We start from the raw sequence: 18,236 nt of genomic DNA, 5'->3' as shown, positions 1-18,236 counted from the left end.
GAGGCCTGTGCCAGCCTACCCCCCGCGCGGCGACGCCCCCGACCGTGTGACGGCGTCAGCCGACGAAAGAGGTCGTGTTCAGGCCGGTGTACGCAACCACGTTCAGCCAGAAAACCCCGACGACCGCGAGACCTGTCACCATTAGCAGCAGAAACTCGTGCGCCTGGCGGCGATAGCCCAACGCGAAGGCGATCGCCCACACGATTAGCGGGAAAAGCGCGGCAAAGATCCAGACAAACCAGCCAAGCGCGTTGATCTCGTAGCCACCATTGGCGTAGAAGGCGATCGCCTGTACGAGGTTGGCTATCGCGCTCCACACCGCGAACGCGTAAAAGAGCCCCGCGATGCCGGAAATCGCAACAACGAGCCAAACGGGCATCCGTCTTGCCGACAGGTTCGAGCGGTTTGCATCGCTCATACCGCCACCGCCCCAAGCATTAGAAATGGCCAAGGAACGAGCAGTATCGCGCCCGCGGAGAGCCATACGAACCGAATCCATGAGCGAGAGCCACGCGTCAGCAGCAACACGGTAGCGAACCACAGCAGCGGAGCGAGAACGGCGAGCCACAGACTGGCGAAGAACATCGGGTCATCCAGAAAGAGCCGCGCCTGAAGCCGCAGTCCGCCGATCAACCAGCCGACGGCGAATAGCGCGTAGATTCCACCGAGCACACCGAGTGAGACGAGCTCAACATTCCCCATGGGCTGTCGCCGGGCGTTCGTGGGGTCCTCGGTCGACGACACTTCGGCCGATGTTGTGGCCGGCGCATCCGCGGAGACCAGGGTGTCGCTGCCCCTGCCGACGGCGGTGAAGCCCTCCGGCAGCTCGACCGGCGTCGACGCGGCTTCGGTCTCGGACTCGTCGTCCGGCTTGCCGCTCGCACCGTGGTCGAGCGTGGGATCGTCGTCGCCGTCCCAGGTGAGGGCGTCGTCGTCGCGTCCGGTGGTCACGTTCTCAGCGTAGCGCCGCGGCCCTGCAAGCCCGGGCACCCCGCGGCGGGCGCGGCACCCGGGCCTGCGTCGCTCATTCGAAGAGCCGCAGCATCAGGGTGTGCCAGGTGACCGGACCCACGATCCCGTCGACCGGCGGCGCGAACAGCTGCTGGAACTCGCGGACCGCGGCGTCGGTGGCCGGACCGAAGTCGCCGTCGACGGTGAGGCCGGCGAGAAGCGTCTGTACGGCCCGCACGGCCTCGCCCTCAGCCCCGGCAGGGCCATCGCCCTGCTTCACGGTGAGGATGAGGCTCGGCCAGTCGAGCTGGCCGAGCGTGGTCGAGATCTCGACGGCCCGCAGCGTCTGCTGGAAGGTCTTCACAGCCTGCCCGCTCTGCGGACCGAAAGCGCCGTCGGCGGCGATGGTCGCACCGCGCGCACGCAACAGGTGCTGCGCAGCGAGGACGCGCCAGTTCGTGGCCTGCGTCGAACCCTGCTTCACGAGGGCCCACGGGCGCTCGCCCGGCAGGAACGTGCTGAAGAACGACCAGGTCTCGCGGCCGGCGATGCCGTCGATGGTGAGGCCCCACGACTCCTGGAAGAACTCGACGCGCTCTTTCGTGATCGGGCCGAAATCCCCGTCCACGACCAGCGGGTCCTCCCCCGGCGATCGCACGAGTCCGAACTGCTGCACCGCCCGCACCGCGTCACCGGTCGATCCCTGCTGCACCGCGATGACGAGCTCGGGCCACGTCACGGGTCCGACGATGCCGTCTGCCGGCACGCCCTGCGCGGTCTGGAGTGCCGTGACCGCTGCGGTGGTCGCGGGGTCGTATGTTCCGGTGACGGCGACGGCGTGGCCGTGCGCACGCAGGAGGTACTGGATGCCCGGGACGATCGCCGCCGACGATCCCGGTCCGACAGTGCTCCACGGTTCGACGTTCATGACAGCTCCTCTGCTCTGGGTCGAATGCGGGGCGCGCGACCCCTCACGCTTCCGAGGCGCGCTCCTTGTGCCCTGATACCTCAGTCGAGAAGCAGGGTGACGGCATCCGTCTCCACCGCCTTCGCGTGCTGGAGCGCCAGCGGCACGGCGAAGGCGTCGTCCTCCTCGGTGTAGCGGTGCTGCAGCCCCTGCGCAAGGATCCGCCACGGCCGTTCGTTCGACGGCGTCGCCTCGCGTGCGTCGTCCGGGAGGAACTGCGTGTAGTCGTACGGATGGCTCGCGGTCGCGCCGAGCGGCACCGAGAAGGTGTCGACGGCCAGCACACCGGCGGCGAGATCGACCTGGAGCAGCCGCTGAAACCCCGTCGCCCGCTCCCCCGTCGGAGTGCGGAACTCCTGATAGTCCGCGAGCGCCTCGAGCACGGTGTGTCCGGGGATGCCCCCGGCGTTCTCCGTGACGATCGCGCCGAGCCCGTGGAAGTGCCCCGACAGCACGAGCACGACGTTGCGGTTCGGCGCCACGACCCGTTCCCACAGCAGGTCGCCGTGCGAGACCCACCGTGACGTGGTCGAGCGCTCCGCGTCGTCCTCGGCGGAGGCCGGCGTGAGGTGCTCGTGCGTCGAGATGACGATGTTCGCGTCCCGGTGAGCAGCCACCACGTCTTCGGCCCAGGTGATCTCGCGCTCGCCGTAGGCGTACGGAAGCGAGACCATCACGAACCGCGCACCGCCCGCCTCGAACGACGACCAGTTCGCGCTGTTGTCGTCCGAGGCGAGCGAGCCTCCGAACCACGGCTGCTCGCGGTAGCGCTCGGGGCCGAAGTACTCGTTGAACAGATCGTTGCTCACTCCGCGCTTGTTGTCGTGGTTGCCCGGGAGCACGCTGTTGGCGATGCCGTTGTCATCGAGCACGCCCTGCAGCCGCGACGCCACCTCGTACTCGCGGCGGGCGCGCTCCTCCGTCTGGCCGGGATCGACCCAGTTCTGGATGAGGTCGCCCGTGTGGGTGACGAAGGCGAGTTTGCGCGCCTCGGCGTTCTCGGCGAGCCACGCGACCTCACCGGCGTAGACCTCGGGGTGCGCCTCCGAGTAGTACTGCGTGTCGGTGATGTGGCCGAGCGCGAGGTCGTAGTCCGAGGGGTCTGCCATTCCGTCCGCGGCGGCGGCCGGCGACTCCGCGGCGGGCACGACCTGCACCAGCAGGTCGGCGGTGCCGTCGACGATCTCCTCCGCACGTACGACGCCCTCGAGCCTCACTGCCGCGGTGGCGGCGGCATCCGTCCCGGTCGCCGCGCCCGCCGCGTGGTCGAGTGCCCGCCATCCCGTTCCCGACTCCGCCACCCACACCGAAAGACGCACCTCCGCGCGCCCGACGGTGCGACCTCTCCACGAGACGGCGCCGCCGCTCTCGGGAAGTCGAACCCGCATCCGCACGTAAGGCAGGTCGTATGCGTCGTCACGCGCGGTCGGCTCTATTGCGGAGACCTCCCGCTCGCCTGGTGCGCTGCGGCTCGTGCGGGGCGAGAACGAGGACCCGGCGTGGGCCGCGATCACCTCCAGCGGCACTCCATCCCCGCCCTGTGGAACGGATACGGATGCTGCGGCCCGGCCGATCGCGGAATCGGCCGCGTCCGACCGGGCTCGGTCGAGCGCGCGCTCCACCACATCGTCGGCGGAGACCGCGCGGGTTCCGGCGACGACGCCAGGACTCGCGGCGGCCGGCACGAAGTCACGTGCGTCGTCGCCGGTGAACGCGGCGCGCTGCAGGGTCTCTCCCCGCAGCCGGTCGACCGCGAACGTCGAGAGGGCGAGCCCTTTCGTGCACGGGCTCTCCCGGTCCACGCTGCTGTCCATCTCGTTGCGGTGGTAGACCCCGACGCTGTCGACGCGGCGTCCGGAGGCGTCCTCCACCCATACCCCCGCTCCCGCGAGCTCGAGCGCGTCGTCATAGGCGGCATCGGCGGCGTCCGCGTAGGGGGTGCCCGCGAGGGCGGCCGTCCACGTGTCGTCGGGACCGAGCACCGTGCCGGACGGCACCACGGCCAGGTCGGCGAACCGCCGGAACCCGTCGGCCCCGCACGCGACGAGCGTCCACCCCGAGATGTCCACCTCACGCGCGTCGAAGTTCGCGAGCTCGACGAAGTTGCGTCGCGGCATCCCGTCGATCGCCGGGTCCGTCGCGATCTCGCTGACCGCGACGCCGACCCGGTCGCCGTACGCGAACGTCGCGCTGGTCGCCGCGCCGACAGCAGAGCGCACTGCGTTCGGTTCGCCGGGCGTGCGGACCGCGACCGCGAAGCCGCCGTCCGCCTGCCGCTGCCAGCTCTGACCGGTGCGGTAGTCCAGCGTCGAGGGCACCTTGTCGCGTCCCGTCTGGCAGGCGGTGTCCTCCCGGGACGACACCCCGATGCCGTCGACCCTGCGCCCGTCCGCGGCGACGAGGAGGGCGCCGTATGCGGTGTCGGCGAGAGAGGTGGGCACTCGGACATCGGGCTGTCGCGCAAACGCGGGACCGCCGACCACGAGGCGCTCGCCCGGCGCCAGCGCCGTGTCGGCGCCGAAAACGTGCTGGAGCGCCGCGGTCGGCGCGGCTCCGGTCGCAGTGCAGCGGTACAGCCGCCAGCCGCCGAGGTCCACGCCGGTCGCGCCGTCGTTGTCGAGCTCGACGAGGTCGTCGCCGTGGCCGGCCGGCCCTGCCGCGGCGATCTCGGAGACCCTCACGGACGCACCGGAGACGTCCGCGAGCCGGTTCGGTTCGCCGGGGGTTCCGACCGCGCGCACCCATCGTGCGTCGCCGGACGACCCTGCACGCTGCCAGCTCTCCCCCAGCGCCGCGGCGGTGGTGACGGGAAGCTCGACACCCCCGCCGCACTCCGACGTCGTCGGCGCGGGATCATCCGAGTACGCCGCGAGCGCGTCGACGGTCTCGCCCGATGGGGCGATGACGACGAGCCCGTACCCGCGCTCCGCGAGGCGCGCGGTGGGGAACGCACGCCGCTCCCCCGCGGCGAGGATGACGCCGCCGAGGTCCGCCTCAGGATCCGACGGGCGTGAGCGCAGCCCCTCCTCGTCGCAGCGGAAGACTGCGTACCCGGTGAGGTCCACGGGGTGTTCCCCCGGATTGGCAAGCTCGAAGAAGCCGGAGGTCGGCCCCCGGACGCCCGCGGGCGAGACCTCGGCGATCGACACGGTGCCCGTCGACGCAACACCCCGCGGTGCCTCCGCCGCACCGGCGGGGCCGCCCATCGACGCAGCGATCCCGACGAGGACGAGGGATGCCGCAAGGAATGTGGTCACACGGTTCGTGGCGCGCACGAGCCGACCGTGACCGGGCGAGGTGAACCGGCGCGGGCACCCCGGTGCTCATCCGGTGTACAGCTGCGGGACGGTTGTCTCAGCCGGCGGCGGCGACGGCCTCGGCCACGAGCGCGGGGTCCGTCGCGTCGTACCCGGCTGAGCCGCCACCCGGGCCGGATGGCGCGTCGTGGCCGACGCGCGATCGCGCGGACAGGTGCACCGCGTCGACGCCGGCCGCGAACAGCGCCGGGATGTCGGCCGGCTGCACGCCGCCGCCCGCCATCACCTCGACGTCGCCCGAACGCGATGCGAACGCCGCCAGCGTCGCGAGGCCGTCGATGGAGCGCGGCGCCCCGCCCGAGGTGAGCACGCGGTCGACGCGCTCGGCCACCAGCGCGTCGAAGACGGCCGACGGGTCGGCGGAGGCGTCGACGGCGCGGTGGAACACGAGGGTCGCCGGGCCCGCGGCATCCCGCCATCTGCGCAGGGCGTCGACATCGAGACCGCCCGCGGAAGTCAGCGCGCCGACGACCACGCCGCCTGCGCCACGATCGACGCACGCGCGGATGTCGGCCGAGACGAGAGCGACCTCGTCGGGGTCGTAGACGAACCCGCCGCCGCGCGGACGCACCAGCACGTTCACGGTGGAGGGGTCGACGGCGGACAGCACCGTCTCGAGAGTCGCGAGCGACGGCGTCAGGCCTCCGACGTCCAATGCCTGGCACAGTTCGAGGCGCGCGGCTCCGGCGGCGATCGCAGCACGAGCTCCGGCGGGGTCTTGGACGGCGATCTCGACGGGGCGCGGCGCAGGCATGTCGTGAGCCTAGTCCGGGCGCGTCGCGCGCCGCAGACATGGTGAGACCCGCCGCGCTCCCGGGCGGCGGGTCCCGACGGGTTCACGAGAATCGCAGCTGCCGCGGCCTCGCGAAGAGGCTGCGGAACCACACGCCGAGGCCTGCGATGACATGCGACGCCGGGCTCTCGGGCGTGACTGTCGCGCCGCGGTCGGCGATGCTGCGGAGAATCTCGTTCTCGCGATCCAGGGCGGCCGCCCGCTCGCGATCGAGCCGGTCGGCCGTGAAGGTCAGGGTGCTCCCGTCCATGGCCGTTCCTTTCATGATGCTCGCCCGGGTTGGCGAGGCTGTGTGATGTGAGTTGCGGTCGCGGTGCGGTGATACGCAGGGCCGTGAACACAGGGTCGCGGCATCCGGTATCGCAATCGGGTGCGCCCGGCACTGGTCCGGTATTCGTCGTGAGAGCGGGGCGAACTGTCGCGCCGGGCGATCTCGCCGAGGCGTGCTGGAGCGAGGGGAAGGCCCGGCGCCCGGAGAGCGCCGGGCCTTCACCGCACGCGTCAGAACACCGGCGTGCCCGCGCGCACGAGCCGCCAGTTCTCGACGTGGAAGTCGGCGGGGTCGATCACCCCGGTCGCCGAGGCGTACGCGACGATCGCCTCGCGGATCGCGACCTGCGCGTTGTACACAACGGGTGCCGTCGCGACGTGCGGGAATCCGCCGCCACCGGACTGCCGGTAGTTGTTGATCGCCACCACGAACCGCTGGTCGGCCGTGACCGGGGCGCCCTCGAAAGCGAGGTTCGCGATGCGGGAACCCTGCGGCTGAGAGATGTCGATGTCATACGTGACGCCCGAGAACTGGTCGAAGTTGTAGTCCGGCGTGCTGAGGGCGTTGGTCCAGGTGGCGGGTGCGACAGGAGCGTCGGGCGCGACCTGCTGGAAGTACTTGGCCGAATACTCGAGGTAGTCCTTGATCTGCGCGCCCGTGATCACCGACCCGAGCAGGGTGTTGTCGTAGATGTACAGCCCCGCGACGTCCTTGATCGTGACCTGCCCGGCCGGGAATGTCGCGGCGCGGTTGAACGGCGCCGCGAGCGAGATGATGGGAAGGGATGCCTCGGGCGTGCCCGCGATCGCCTTCGACACCGTATCGATCTGGACGTGGTGGACGTAGTCGAGGACCGCGGTGTCCTTCCAGCACGACTCGGCGGCGGAGAGGACCTCGGTGGACGTCGCGACCGGCGTGTTGACGTACGCGACCACCGCATCGTGCTGCGCCTTCACGACCTGGACGAGCGCGGGGTCGTCCGCGACGGTGTTCGTGTTGACGGTGAGCGACTTCGCGGCGGTGACAACCCACTTGCCGCGCTCGATCGTGAGCGTGAGGTCGAACACGCTGAGGCGCTGTCCCCAGTTCTTCGGCTCGCTCATGACCACCTGCTTGCCCGTGACCTTGTTCGTCACGAAGCGCTGCGGGATGTCGAGGTGTGCGTGGCCGAAGAGGATCGCGTCGATCCCCGGCACCTGCTCCGCGAGCAGCGCGGACGCGTTCTCGACCGGGATGTCGGAGCCGTACGACGACAGACCGCTGTCGCCGGCATGCACGCTCACGACGACGACGTCGACGCCCTCCGCCCGCATCACCGGCACCCAGCGCGCCGCCGTCTCGACGACGTCGAGCACGTCGATGCGGCCGCTCACGTTCGCCTTGTCCCAGATCACGACACCGGGGTTGGTGAGCCCGAGCACGCCGACGCGGATCGGCTTGTAGCCGGGGATGTTCATCTTCTTCACGACATACGGCCGGAACGCCGGGTCGGTCGTCCCCGCGTGCACGGCGTTCGCGGCGAGCGCCGGGGCATCCAACTGCGAGATCCAGTTGTCGAGGAAGTCGAGGCCGTAGTTGAACTCGTGGTTGCCCAGCGCGACGGCGTCGTAGCCGATGGTGTTGAACGCCGCGGCGATCGGATGGATCGCGCCCGAGGCGGTCACCGGGTCCACCGTCGCGTAGTAGAAGCCCAGCGGCGAGCCCTGGATCGTGTCGCCGGCGTCGAAGAGCAACGTTCGGCCCCGTCCCCGGTCGGCGCGGATCTGGTTCACCAGGCTCGACACGCGGGCCAGCCCGATCGTGTTTCCCGCGCTGTCGCTGTAAGCGGCGTCCCTGTAGTAGTCCCAGTTGAGCGCGTTCGCGTGGATGTCGGACGTGCCCATGACCGTGATGGTCACCGACCTTCCGCCGGACGCGGCGATGGCATGGGGCGACTGCACCCAGCCGGCCGCGGCGAGCACGCTCGCTGCGGAGACGCCGACGAGGAAATTGCGCCGGCTCAGACCGGAACGGGGCGGGTTCTCCGCCGGTGTCCCGAGGTCGTGGTCGGGCGCGTGATCAGGCATGTTTTCTCCCATGGCGAGGATCGAACCATGTGGCCACGCGCGCCGACAAGACTCCCCGGATGAGGAAACTCTCAGCAACGCGAAAAGGCCCGGTTCCCTCAGGGAACCGGGCCTTCAGTGAGGGGGTCAGCGCGCGGCCGAACCCTCGACGTAGTCCTCGTCCTGCTGCTTCCACGCGAAGAGCGAGCGCAGGTCCTTGCCGACCGACTCGATCGGGTGGGCGGCGGCCTTCTCGCGCAGCTCGAGGAACTCGACGGCGCCGTTGTCCTGGTCGTCGATGAAGCGCTTGGCGAACGCGCCCGACTGGATGTCGGCGAGCACAGCCTGCATGTTCTCCTTGACGCGCGGGTCGATGACGCGCGGGCCCGAGACGTAGTCGCCGTACTCGGCCGTGTCGGAGACCGACCAGCGCTGTTTGGCGATGCCGCCCTCCCACATGAGGTCGACGATGAGCTTCAGCTCGTGCAGCACCTCGAAGTAGGCGATCTGCGGCTGGTAGCCCGCCTCGGTCAGGGTCTCGAAGCCGTACTGGACGAGCTGCGACACGCCACCGCAGAGGACGGCCTGCTCGCCGAACAGGTCGGTCTCGGTCTCCTCGGTGAAGGTCGTCTTGATGACGCCGGCGCGCGTGCCGCCGATGGCCTTCGCGTACGACAGTGCCGTCGCCCACGCGTTGCCGGTCGCGTCGCGCTCCACGGCGATGATGTCGGGGATGCCGCGACCCGCGACGTACTCGCGTCGCACCGTGTGGCCCGGTGCCTTCGGCGCGACGAGGATGACGTCCACGCCCTCGGGTGCGTCGATGTAGCCGAAGCGGATGTTGAAGCCGTGCGCGAACGCGAGCGTCTTGCCCGGGGTCAGCTTGTCCTTGATGCTGTCGTTGTAGATCCCGCGCTGGTGCTGGTCGGGTGCGAGGATCATGATGACGTCCGCCCACTCGGCCGCGTCGGCGACGGACTTCACCTCGAAGCCCTCGTCCTGCGCCTTCTCGATCGACTTCGAGCCGTCCTTGAGGGCGATGACGACCTCGACACCCGAGTCGCGAAGGTTCTGGGCGTGCGCGTGACCCTGGGAGCCGTAGCCCACGATCGCCACCTTCTTGCCCTGGATGATGCTCAGGTCGGCATCGGCGTCGTAGAAGATCTCAGCCATCTTCGTGTTTCTCCTTGATTGATCGGTTCTGGAAAAGTGTCGGATGCTGCGGCGGAGCGTGGCGAGGCCTCAGCCGCGCAGCACGCGCTCGGTGATGCTCTTGCCGCCGCGACCGATGGCGAGGAGGCCGGACTGCGCCAGCTCCTTGATGCCGAACGGCTCGAGCGCGCGCAGGAATGCGTCGACCTTGCCCTTGTCGCCGGTGACCTCGACCACCAGCGCGTCGGGCGCGTAGTCGACGATCTGGCCGCGGAAGAGGTTCACGACCTCGAGCACGTTCGAGCGCGTCTGATTGTCGGCGCGCACCTTCACGAGCATGTGCTCGCGCTGGACGGATGCAGCGGGGTCGAGCTCGACGATCTTGATGACGTTGATCAGCTTGTTGAGCTGCTTCGTGACCTGCTCGAGGGGAAGCTCGTCGACGTCCACGACGACCGTGATGCGCGAGAGTCCGGGCACTTCGGTGACACCCACCGCGAGCGATTCGATGTTGAAGCCGCGACGGGCGAACAGACCCGCGACGCGCGTCAGCAGACCGGGCTTGTCCTCCACGAGGAGGCTCAGCACGTGACTCGTCATGTCTCAGTCCTCCTGCTCGTCGAAGGCGGGCGAGTGGTCCCGCGCGTACTGGACATAGCTGTTGCTCACGCCCTGCGGCACCATCGGCCACACCATCGCGTCGGCGCTCACCACGAAGTCGATGACCACGGGACGGTCGTTCGTCTCGAGGGCCGTACGGATCGCGGCATCCACGTCCTCCTCCTTTTCCACGCGGATCGCGAGGCAGCCGTACGCCTCCGCCAACTTCACGAAGTCGGGGATGCGCACCGTTCCGTGGCCGGTGTTGAGATCGGTGTGGGAGTGACGGCCGTCGTAGAACAGCGTCTGCCACTGGCGCACCATACCCAGCGACGAGTTGTTGATGATCGCGACCTTGATCGGGATGTTGTTGATCGCGCAGGTGGCGAGCTCCTGATTGGTCATCTGGAAGCAGCCGTCGCCGTCGATCGCCCACACGACGCGGTCGGGTTCGGCGACCTTCGCGCCCATCGCGGCGGGCACCGAATAGCCCATCGTGCCGGCACCGCCGGAGTTGAGCCACGCGTTCGGACGCTCGTACTTGATGAACTGCGCGGCCCACATCTGGTGCTGGCCGACGCCGGCGGCGTAGACGCCCTCGGGGCCGGTCAGCTCGCCGATGCGCTTGATGACGTACTGCGGCGACATGAGCCCGTCGGTCGGCTGCGTGTAGCCGAGCGGGAACTCGTCGCGCAGGCCGTCGAGGAACGACCACCACTCGGAGATGTCGGGCTCGGTGCCCCCGCTGACCGCACGGAACGCGACGTCGAGGTCGACGAGCACATCCTTGAGGTCGCCCACGATCGGCACATCGGCGGTGCGGATCTTCGAGATCTCGGCGGGGTCGATGTCGACGTGCACGACCTTCGCGTAGGGGGCGAACAGCGCGGCCTTGCCGGTGACGCGGTCGTCGAAGCGCGCGCCGAGGGCGACGATGAGGTCGGCCTCCTGCAGCGCGAGCACCGCCGGCACCGTGCCGTGCATGCCGGGCATGCCCAGGTGCTGCGCGTGCGAGTCCGGGAACGCGCCGCGGGCCATGAGGGTCGTGACCACCGGCGCGCCCGTCGTCTCGGCGAGCGAACGGAGCTCCTCGGACGCACGAGCACGGATCACGCCGCCGCCGACGTAAAGGACGGGCTTCTTGGCGTCGGCGATGAGCTGAGCCGCGGCGTGGATCTGCTTGCCGTGCGCCTTGGTCACCGGGCGGTAGCCCGGCAGGTCGATGTTCGGCGGCCACACGAAGGGCACCTCGGCCTGCTGCGCATCTTTCGTGATGTCGACGAGCACGGGGCCGGGTCGTCCGGTCGACGCGATCTCGAACGCCGCGGCGATCGCGCCCGGGATGTCCTCCGCGCGCTTGACCAGGAACGAGTGCTTGGTGATCGGCATCGTGATGCCCACGATGTCGGCCTCCTGGAACGCGTCGGTTCCCATGAGGGTGGAGAAGACCTGGCCGGTGATGCACACGATCGGCACGGAGTCCATGTACGCGTCGGCGATGGCGGTGACGAGGTTCGTGGCGCCCGGGCCCGACGTCGCCAGTGCGACGCCGACACGACCGGATGCCGCCGCGTAGCCTTCGGCGGCGTGACCGGCGCCCTGCTCGTGACGGACGAGGATGTGGCGCACGGATTCGTCGTCCATGAGCGGGTCGTAGACGGGCATGATCGCCCCGCCGGGAAGACCGAAGACGTCGGTCACTCCGAGCAGGTCGAGTGAACGGACGACCGCTTCCGCGCCCGAGAGCACGGGCGTCGAGGCGGTGCGGGCTGGCGGCCGGGGAACGGCCGCAGCGGTGTCGGCTGACATGGTGATTTCCTCTGAAGTGGGTCGGAGGGGATGTCGGAAGCCAGGCTCAACCGGTGGTCGCGCCCTCCGCAGCGGAGCGCACGAGTCGGGAGTACTTGGCAAGGACGCCACGGGTATAGCGCGGGGGAAGCGGCTCCCACCCAGAGCGGCGGGAGTCAAGCTCAGCCTCGTCGACGAGTAGGTCGAGAGTGCGAGCCGCGATATCGACCCGTATCAGATCACCATCGCGCACGAAGGCGATGGGACCTGCGTCCACCGCTTCGGGTGCTATGTGGCCGATGCACAGTCCGGTTGTGCCGCCTGAGAATCTGCCGTCCGTCAAGAGTAGTACATCTTTTCCGAGCCCCGCGCCCTTGATGGCGGCGGTGATCGCGAGCATCTCGCGCATGCCCGGCCCGCCCTTGGGGCCCTCGTAACGGATGACCACGACGTCGCCCGCCGCGATCTCGCCGGCCTCCAAGGCGTCCATCGCGGCGCGCTCGCGCTCGAACACGCGCGCGGGGCCTTCGAAGACATCCGCGTCGAAGCCGGCGGACTTGACGACGGCTCCCTCGGGAGCGATCGAGCCGTGCAGGATCGTGATGCCGCCCTTGGCGTGGATCGGGTCGTCGAACGAGTGGATGACGGTGCCGTCGACCGGGCCGGGGTTCAGGTCGGCGAGGTTCTCGGCCAGCGTCTTGCCCGTGACGGTCAGCGCGTCGCCGTGCAGCAGGCCCTCGTCGAGCATCGCCTTCATGATGACCGGGATGCCCCCATGGCGGTCGACGTCGTTCATGACGTACTTGCCGAACGGCTTCATGTCTGCCACGTGCGGGACCTTGTCGCCGATGCGGTTGAAGTCGTGCAGGCTCAGGTCGACGTCGGCCTCGCGGGCGATCGCGAGGAGGTGCAGCACGACGTTGGTCGAGCCGCCCAGCGCCATCGCCAGCGCGATCGCGTTCTCGAACGCCTCCTTGGTGAGGATGTCGCGCGTCGTGATGCCCTGGCGCAGCAGGTTGACGACCGCCTCGCCGGAGCGGTGCGCGAAGTAGTCGCGGCGGCGGTCGGCCGAGGGCGGCGCGGCCGAGCCGGGGAGGCTGAGGCCGAGCGCCTCGGCGACGGAGGCCATCGTGTTGGCCGTGTACATGCCGCCGCACGCACCCTCGCCGGGAGCGATCGCGCACTCGATCCGCTTGAGGTCGGCTTCGCTCATCTTGCCCGCGAGGCACGCGCCCACGGCCTCGAACGAGTCGATGATGGTGACGTCCTTCTCGGTGCCGTCCGAGAGCTTGACCCAGCCGGGCGCGATCGAGCCGGCGTAGAGGAAGACGCTCGACAGGTCGAGGCGCGCCGATGCCATCAGCATTCCGGGGATCGACTTGTCGCAGCCGGCGAGCAGCACCGAGCCGTCGAGGCGCTCGGCCATGATGACGGTCTCGACCGAGTCGGCGATCACCTCGCGCGAGACGAGCGAGAAGTGCATGCCCTCGTGGCCCATCGAGATGCCGTCCGACACCGAGATGGTGCCGAACTGGAGGGGGTATCCGCCGCCTGCGTGCACACCCTCCTTGGCGCCCTGCGCAAGCCGGTCGAGGCTCAGGTTGCAGGGGGTGATCTCGTTCCAGCTCGACGCGATGCCGATCTGCGGCTTGTCCCAGTCCGCGTCGCCCATGCCGACGGCACGGAGCATGCCGCGCGATGTCGTGGCTTCGATGCCGTCGGTGACGACGCGACTGCGGGGCTTGATGTCGATGGAGTTGTCAGCAAGCGAATCGGGCTGGGCCATTGGTTCAGTGTATTCCCGCACGGCGACTCGCTCGCCCAGAGTGACGGAGGCGGGGCGTGACCTATGCCCGGCTCAGCGAACGCGCCGCTGCGAGCCGCTGCAGCAGCGCCGCGAGAGCCGCGATGTCGGCGACCCGCACCGTGGCGGAGGTCTGCCCCTCCCCCACGCGCACGCCGACGTCCCCCTCTCCGAGGCTCGCCAGCGCGTCCTCGTCCGTGACGTCGTCGCCGGCGAAGAGCACGGCCGTCGCGCCGACGCGCTCGCGCAGTTCGGCGATCGCGGAGTCCTTGCCCTCGTGCCGGAACGCGAACTCGACGATGTTGTGCCCGGTGCGGCGGCGCCAGTGCGGCGCTTCGGCAGCGACGATCTCGTCGACGAGGCGATTCGCCTCGGCGGCCGCCTCGGTCGTGGCGCGCCGGGTGTGCACGCCGAACCCGAAGGTCTTCGGCTCGATCCAGACGCCCTCGAGGTGCGCGGTGGCGTCCTCCGCGTGGCCCCGCAGCGCGTCGCGCAGGGCGACACCCGCCTCGTCTTCGCCGTGGCTCGCGATGCCCTCGCCCGGTATCCAGAACTCCGCGCCGTGCGACCCGGCGAGAAGCTCCCTCGAACCGTCGCCGTGCTCGGCGATGACCCGCAGGTCCACGAGGCTCCGCCCCGACACGAACGCGACGATGGTGTCCGGCGTCGCGACCAGCGCGTCCACGGCGTCCCGTGCGGCGGGCAGCATCCGCGCATCCATCGGCTCATCCTCCAGCGGCGACAGCGTGCCGTCGAAATCGAGGGCGACGAGCAGGCGATCGGATGCTGCGAGCCGGGCGATCGCGTCGTCCGCTGCGGTCATGCGCCGGCCTTCGCGCGCTTGCTCGCACGCGCGGCGTCGAGCGCGTCGAGGAAGGACCGCGACCAGCTGGCGACGTCGCTCTCGACGACCTTCTTGCGCAGCGCCCGCATGCGGCGGCCCTGCTCGGCGGCCGGCATCTCGATCGCGCGCATGATCGCCTCCTTCATCCCGTGGATGTCGTGCGGATTGATGCGGATGGCGCTCGGAAGCTCGTCGGCGGCGCCGGCGAACTCGCTCAGCACCAGTACGCCGCGATTGTCGGTGCGCGCTGCGACGTACTCCTTGGCGACGAGGTTCATCCCGTCACGCAACGCCGTCACGAGCATGACGTCGGCGGCGCGGAACAGCGCCACCATCTCTTCACGCGGGTACGCCTGGTGCAGGTAGCGGATGGCGGTGTGCCCCATCGTGTCGTGGTCGCCGTTGATGCGGCCGACGGTGAGCTCGATCTCGTCACGCAGCTGCATGTATGCCTCGACGCGTTCACGGCTCGGGCTCGCGACCTGCACGAGGGTGACGTCCTCGACGTCGATCCGGCCGTCCTCGAGGAGCTCGCCGAACGCCTTCAGACGATGGCGGATGCCCTTCGTGTAGTCGAGCCGGTCGACCCCGAGCAGGATCTTCTTCGGGTTGCCGAGGCTCTCGCGGATCTCGGCCGCGCGGGCCATGATGTCGGGGCGTCCGGCGAGCTCGATGTACGAGCCGGTGTCGATCGAGATCGGGAACGCCTTGGCGAGCGCGTTGCGGGTCGAGCCGTCCGGCTCGGGCACCGTGATGCCGGTCGCCTTCGTCTGGTAACGGAGCTGCCGGCGCACGGCGCGCGCGAAGTTGCCGGCATCCGCCACGCGCTGGAAGCCGATGACGTCGGCGCCGAGCAGGCCCTCGAGCACCTGACGTCGCCAGGGCAGCTGCGAATAGAGCCCGTATGCCGGGAAGGGAATGTGGTGGAAGTAGCCGATGGTGAGGTCGGGGCGCGCTTCGCGCAGCATCTGGGGCACCAGCTGCAGCTGGTAATCCTGCACCCACACCGTGCCGCCCTCGGCGGCCACGCCTGCGGCTGCCTCGGCGAAGCGGCGGTTCACCTTGACGTACGCATCCCACCACAGGCGCCGGTACCGCGGCGCCGCGATCACGTCGTGGTAGAGGGGCCAGAACGTGTCGTTCGACATGCCTTCGTAGTAGAGCTCGACCTCTTCGGCGCTCAGCGACACCGGGACCAGATGCGTGCCTTCGAACTCGAACGGCTCGACCTCGATGTCAGGCTGGCCCGGCCAGCCCACCCACGCTCCGTCGGCGCGCCGCATCACCGGCTCGAGGGCCGTCACGAGCCCTCCGGGCGAGCGGCGCCAGTCCTGCTCATCGGCGACGTCGACGACCCGGTCGACGGGGAGGCGATTGGCGACGACGACGAGTTGGGCGGCGGGCGGGACGGGCTCTGTCACGCGGTCTCCTGACGGTTTCGTGGACTCGGCACGCCCAGGCTAACAGCGCCGCTCACAGCCCCGTCGCGCCTTGACGCGCCGCACGGCGCTGTGTCAAGGGGCGCGATGCCGGGATGCGCCGCGCTAACGTGGCCCTATGCGCAAGTACCTCTTCGGCACCGGCATCCTCACCGCGATCACGGGCGGGCTGACGCTGATGAGAGGGCTCCGCGAGAACGAGCCGTTCACATGGCGCATGGCGCTCGCGTGGCTCAGCTGGGGCATCACCCTGGCGCTCGCGATCGGCGCGATCGTGGACGTCCGCCGCGCCTCGCGCGGCGAGCTCATCGCGAACGACTCCCCCGTCCACGGACGCGAGAAGAAGCTGCTGAGGCGCCGTATCGAGTCCTGACACCGAAGCGCCACGAGACCTGCCGGTCCCGTGGCGCTTGCGTATCACGACCTCTCTCAGCGCGTGAGGATGAGCGCGTCTCCCTGACCGCCGCCACCGCAGAGCGCGACCGCCGCCGTGCCACCGCCGCGGCGGATCAGCTCGTGCACGGCGTGCACGACGAGGCGGTTGCCGGATGCACCGATCGGGTGTCCGATCGCGATGCCGCCGCCGTGCGGGTTGACCACATCGTCCGAGAGGCCGAGTTCCGCCTGCGAGCGCACCACCACCGCTGCGAACGCCTCGTTGATCTCGACGATGTCGAGGTCGTCCGCGGCGATGCCCTGCTTGGCCAGTGCCTTCTCGATCGCGCGCGCCGGCTGCGAGTGCAGCGAGTTGTCGGGCCCGGCGACCTGACCGGACGCCCCGACGACCGCGAGCACGTCCCAGCCGTTCTCGTCGGCGTGTGAGCGCGTGGTCAGAACGACTGCCGACGCGCCGTCCGAGATCTGCGACGAGTTGCCCGCCGTGATCGACCCGTCGGATGCGAAGGCAGGCCGAAGGCCAGCGAGCGTGTCGACGGTGGTCTCCGGGCGGACCCCCTCGTCCTTCGTCACGACGACCGGGGCGCCCTTTCGCTGCGGGATCTCGACAGGGACGATCTCGGCTTCGAACACTCCCTCGGTCTGCGCGGTCGCCGCACGCTGGTGCGACCTGGCTGCGACAGCATCCTGAGCTTCCCTCGTCACCTCGAGCCGCTCGTTGTGCCGCTCGGTCGACGCGCCCATGCTCTCGCGGTCGTAGGCGTCGGTGAGGCCGTCGTAGGCCATGTGGTCGAGCACCTCGATCGAGCCGTACGCCCAGCCGTCGCGCGAGCCCATGAGCAGGTGCGGGGCGCGGGTCATCGACTCCATTCCGGCGGCGACCACGACGGTCGCGTCGCCCACAGCGAGCATGCGCGCGCCGTCGATGATCGCCGTGAGCCCCGAGAGGCACACCTTGTTGACCGAGCCGGAGTGGACGTCCCAGGCGATTCCGGCGCCCACCGCCGCCTGGCGCGCGGGATTCTGCCCGGAACCGGCCGCGAGCACCTGGCCGACGAGCACCGCGTCCACGGCGTCGGCGGGGATGCCGCCCTTCTCCAGTGCGCCCTTGATGGCGGCGCTGCCCAGCTGCACCGCAGTGAGCGGAGCCAGCTGGCCCCTCAGCCGCCCCTGCGGTGTGCGCGCAGCGGCGACGATGACGACGTCGTCGTGGTTCATGCTTCGATTCTCTCTCCGACGGCGACCGTCAGCTCCGGTTCGGTCGCCGCGATGACCTCTTCCACCGTGACGCCGGGGGCCGTCTCGACCAGCACCAGTCCGGCATCCGTCACGTCGATGACCGCGAGGTCCGTGATGATGCGATCGACGACGCCGCGCCCGGTGAGGGGCAGCGAGCACTCGTTCACGATCTTGGCCGAGCCGTCCTTCGCGACGTGCTCCATGAGCACGATGACCTTCGCGGCGCCGTGCACCAGGTCCATGGCGCCGCCGGGGCCCTTCACCATCTTCCCGGGGATCATCCAGTTGGCGAGGTCGCCCGTCTGGGACACCTGCATCGCGCCGAGGATGGCGGCGTCGATCTTGCCCCCGCGGATCATGCCGAAGCTCGTCGCGGAGTCGAAGAAGGCCGCGCCCGGCAGCGTGGTCACCGTCTCCTTGCCGGCGTTGATGAGGTCGGGGTCGACGTTCTCCTCGGTCGGGTAGGGCCCGACGCCCAGGATGCCGTTCTCCGACTGCAGCACGACCGTCACGCCGTCGGGCACGAAGTTCGGCACCAGCGTCGGCAGGCCGATGCCCAAGTTGACGTAGGCGCCGTCGGCGAGCTCCTCGGCCGCGCGAGCGGCCATCTCGTTGCGGGTGAGCGGCATG

16 protein-coding genes are annotated in these 18,236 nt (G+C 69.9%); 1 reads left to right on the top strand and 15 read right to left on the bottom strand.

Annotated elements, in window-relative coordinates:
• Positions 1-55: 55 nt before the first annotated feature.
• The 13 genes from MRBLWH7_RS02320 to MRBLWH7_RS02260 form a co-directional block, all read right to left on the bottom strand.
• The gene (locus MRBLWH7_RS02320; RefSeq protein ID WP_341998782.1) at positions 56-418 is read right to left on the bottom strand and encodes a bacitracin resistance protein; all 363 of its coding nucleotides are present in this window, start codon (positions 416-418) and stop codon (positions 56-58) included.
• Positions 415-951, bottom strand: a complete 537-nt coding sequence (locus tag MRBLWH7_RS02315; RefSeq protein WP_341998780.1) for a DNA polymerase III subunit gamma/tau — start codon at positions 949-951, stop codon at positions 415-417. The genes MRBLWH7_RS02320 and MRBLWH7_RS02315 overlap by 4 nt, the downstream gene beginning before the upstream one ends.
• A gap of 73 nt (positions 952-1,024) precedes the next feature.
• On the bottom strand, positions 1,025-1,879 hold the full coding sequence (locus tag MRBLWH7_RS02310; RefSeq protein ID WP_341998778.1) for a peptidoglycan-binding protein: 855 nt from the start codon (positions 1,877-1,879) through the stop codon (positions 1,025-1,027).
• A gap of 80 nt (positions 1,880-1,959) precedes the next feature.
• Positions 1,960-5,193 (bottom strand): metallophosphoesterase, encoded by a 3,234-nt coding sequence (locus MRBLWH7_RS02305; protein ID WP_341998776.1) that lies wholly within the window; start codon positions 5,191-5,193, stop codon positions 1,960-1,962.
• Between the two features lie 79 nt (positions 5,194-5,272).
• Positions 5,273-5,989 (bottom strand): copper homeostasis protein CutC, encoded by a 717-nt coding sequence (locus MRBLWH7_RS02300; protein ID WP_341998775.1) that lies wholly within the window; start codon positions 5,987-5,989, stop codon positions 5,273-5,275.
• An 82-nt stretch (positions 5,990-6,071) separates the two neighbouring features.
• On the bottom strand, positions 6,072-6,278 hold the full coding sequence (locus MRBLWH7_RS02295) for a hypothetical protein (protein WP_341998773.1): 207 nt from the start codon (positions 6,276-6,278) through the stop codon (positions 6,072-6,074).
• Positions 6,279-6,529: 251 nt separating this feature from the next.
• Entirely contained in the window at positions 6,530-8,365 is a 1,836-nt protein-coding gene (locus MRBLWH7_RS02290; RefSeq protein WP_341998771.1) for a 5'-nucleotidase C-terminal domain-containing protein, read from the bottom strand.
• 126 nt (positions 8,366-8,491) lie between these two features.
• On the bottom strand, positions 8,492-9,562 hold the full coding sequence (gene ilvC / locus MRBLWH7_RS02285) for a ketol-acid reductoisomerase (RefSeq protein WP_342001873.1): 1,071 nt from the start codon (positions 9,560-9,562) through the stop codon (positions 8,492-8,494).
• A gap of 24 nt (positions 9,563-9,586) precedes the next feature.
• Positions 9,587-10,096, bottom strand: a complete 510-nt coding sequence (ilvN, locus tag MRBLWH7_RS02280) for an acetolactate synthase small subunit (RefSeq protein ID WP_341998769.1) — start codon at positions 10,094-10,096, stop codon at positions 9,587-9,589.
• Between the two features lie 3 nt (positions 10,097-10,099).
• Entirely contained in the window at positions 10,100-11,905 is a 1,806-nt protein-coding gene (locus tag MRBLWH7_RS02275; protein ID WP_341998766.1) for an acetolactate synthase large subunit, read from the bottom strand.
• Between the two features lie 46 nt (positions 11,906-11,951).
• A complete protein-coding gene (gene ilvD / locus MRBLWH7_RS02270; RefSeq protein ID WP_341998764.1) occupies positions 11,952-13,670 on the bottom strand; it encodes a dihydroxy-acid dehydratase in 1,719 nt (572 codons plus the stop codon).
• 61 nt (positions 13,671-13,731) lie between these two features.
• Positions 13,732-14,511 (bottom strand): trehalose-phosphatase, encoded by a 780-nt coding sequence (otsB, locus tag MRBLWH7_RS02265; protein ID WP_341998762.1) that lies wholly within the window; start codon positions 14,509-14,511, stop codon positions 13,732-13,734.
• The gene (locus MRBLWH7_RS02260) at positions 14,508-15,953 is read right to left on the bottom strand and encodes a trehalose-6-phosphate synthase (RefSeq protein ID WP_341998760.1); all 1,446 of its coding nucleotides are present in this window, start codon (positions 15,951-15,953) and stop codon (positions 14,508-14,510) included. The genes otsB and MRBLWH7_RS02260 overlap by 4 nt, the downstream gene beginning before the upstream one ends.
• A gap of 136 nt (positions 15,954-16,089) precedes the next feature.
• Between MRBLWH7_RS02260 and MRBLWH7_RS02255 the strand changes: the two genes are divergently transcribed.
• Complete coding sequence (locus MRBLWH7_RS02255; RefSeq protein ID WP_341998758.1) at positions 16,090-16,344, top strand: hypothetical protein; 255 nt, start codon at positions 16,090-16,092, stop codon at positions 16,342-16,344.
• Between the two features lie 56 nt (positions 16,345-16,400).
• On the opposite strand, the gene MRBLWH7_RS02250 is transcribed toward MRBLWH7_RS02255, so the two are convergent.
• Both MRBLWH7_RS02250 and MRBLWH7_RS02245 read right to left on the bottom strand, forming a co-directional pair.
• On the bottom strand, positions 16,401-17,585 hold the full coding sequence (locus MRBLWH7_RS02250) for an acetyl-CoA C-acetyltransferase (protein WP_341998756.1): 1,185 nt from the start codon (positions 17,583-17,585) through the stop codon (positions 16,401-16,403).
• Complete coding sequence (locus tag MRBLWH7_RS02245; RefSeq protein ID WP_341998754.1) at positions 17,582-18,235, bottom strand: CoA transferase subunit B; 654 nt, start codon at positions 18,233-18,235, stop codon at positions 17,582-17,584. Before MRBLWH7_RS02245 ends, MRBLWH7_RS02250 begins: the two co-directional genes overlap by 4 nt.
• Position 18,236: the final 1 nt, after the last annotated feature.

It is taken from the genome of Microbacterium sp. LWH7-1.2 (assembly GCF_038397755.1).
Taxonomy (GTDB): domain Bacteria; phylum Actinomycetota; class Actinomycetes; order Actinomycetales; family Microbacteriaceae; genus Microbacterium.
The sequence above is the reverse complement of the archived record's forward strand: the minus strand, read 5'-3'. Positions and strand labels throughout refer to the sequence as shown.

What these genes read in the sequence shown, in the direction of transcription:
- MRBLWH7_RS02275 (WP_341998766.1), bottom strand. Translation starts at nt 11,905, where the DNA reads ATGTCAGCCGACACCGCTGCGGCCGTTCCCCGGCCGCCAGCCCGCACC.
- MRBLWH7_RS02290 (WP_341998771.1), bottom strand. Translation starts at nt 8,365, where the DNA reads ATGCCTGATCACGCGCCCGACCACGACCTCGGGACACCGGCGGAGAAC.
- ilvN (WP_341998769.1), bottom strand. Translation starts at nt 10,096, where the DNA reads ATGACGAGTCACGTGCTGAGCCTCCTCGTGGAGGACAAGCCCGGTCTG.
- MRBLWH7_RS02300 (WP_341998775.1), bottom strand. Translation starts at nt 5,989, where the DNA reads ATGCCTGCGCCGCGCCCCGTCGAGATCGCCGTCCAAGACCCCGCCGGA.
- MRBLWH7_RS02250 (WP_341998756.1), bottom strand. Translation starts at nt 17,585, where the DNA reads ATGAACCACGACGACGTCGTCATCGTCGCCGCTGCGCGCACACCGCAG.
- otsB (WP_341998762.1), bottom strand. Translation starts at nt 14,511, where the DNA reads ATGACCGCAGCGGACGACGCGATCGCCCGGCTCGCAGCATCCGATCGC.
- ilvD (WP_341998764.1), bottom strand. Translation starts at nt 13,670, where the DNA reads ATGGCCCAGCCCGATTCGCTTGCTGACAACTCCATCGACATCAAGCCC.
- MRBLWH7_RS02320 (WP_341998782.1), bottom strand. Translation starts at nt 418, where the DNA reads ATGAGCGATGCAAACCGCTCGAACCTGTCGGCAAGACGGATGCCCGTT.
- MRBLWH7_RS02295 (WP_341998773.1), bottom strand. Translation starts at nt 6,278, where the DNA reads ATGGACGGGAGCACCCTGACCTTCACGGCCGACCGGCTCGATCGCGAG.
- MRBLWH7_RS02245 (WP_341998754.1), bottom strand. Translation starts at nt 18,235, where the DNA reads ATGCCGCTCACCCGCAACGAGATGGCCGCTCGCGCGGCCGAGGAGCTC.
- MRBLWH7_RS02310 (WP_341998778.1), bottom strand. Translation starts at nt 1,879, where the DNA reads ATGAACGTCGAACCGTGGAGCACTGTCGGACCGGGATCGTCGGCGGCG.
- MRBLWH7_RS02255 (WP_341998758.1), top strand. Translation starts at nt 16,090, where the DNA reads ATGCGCAAGTACCTCTTCGGCACCGGCATCCTCACCGCGATCACGGGC.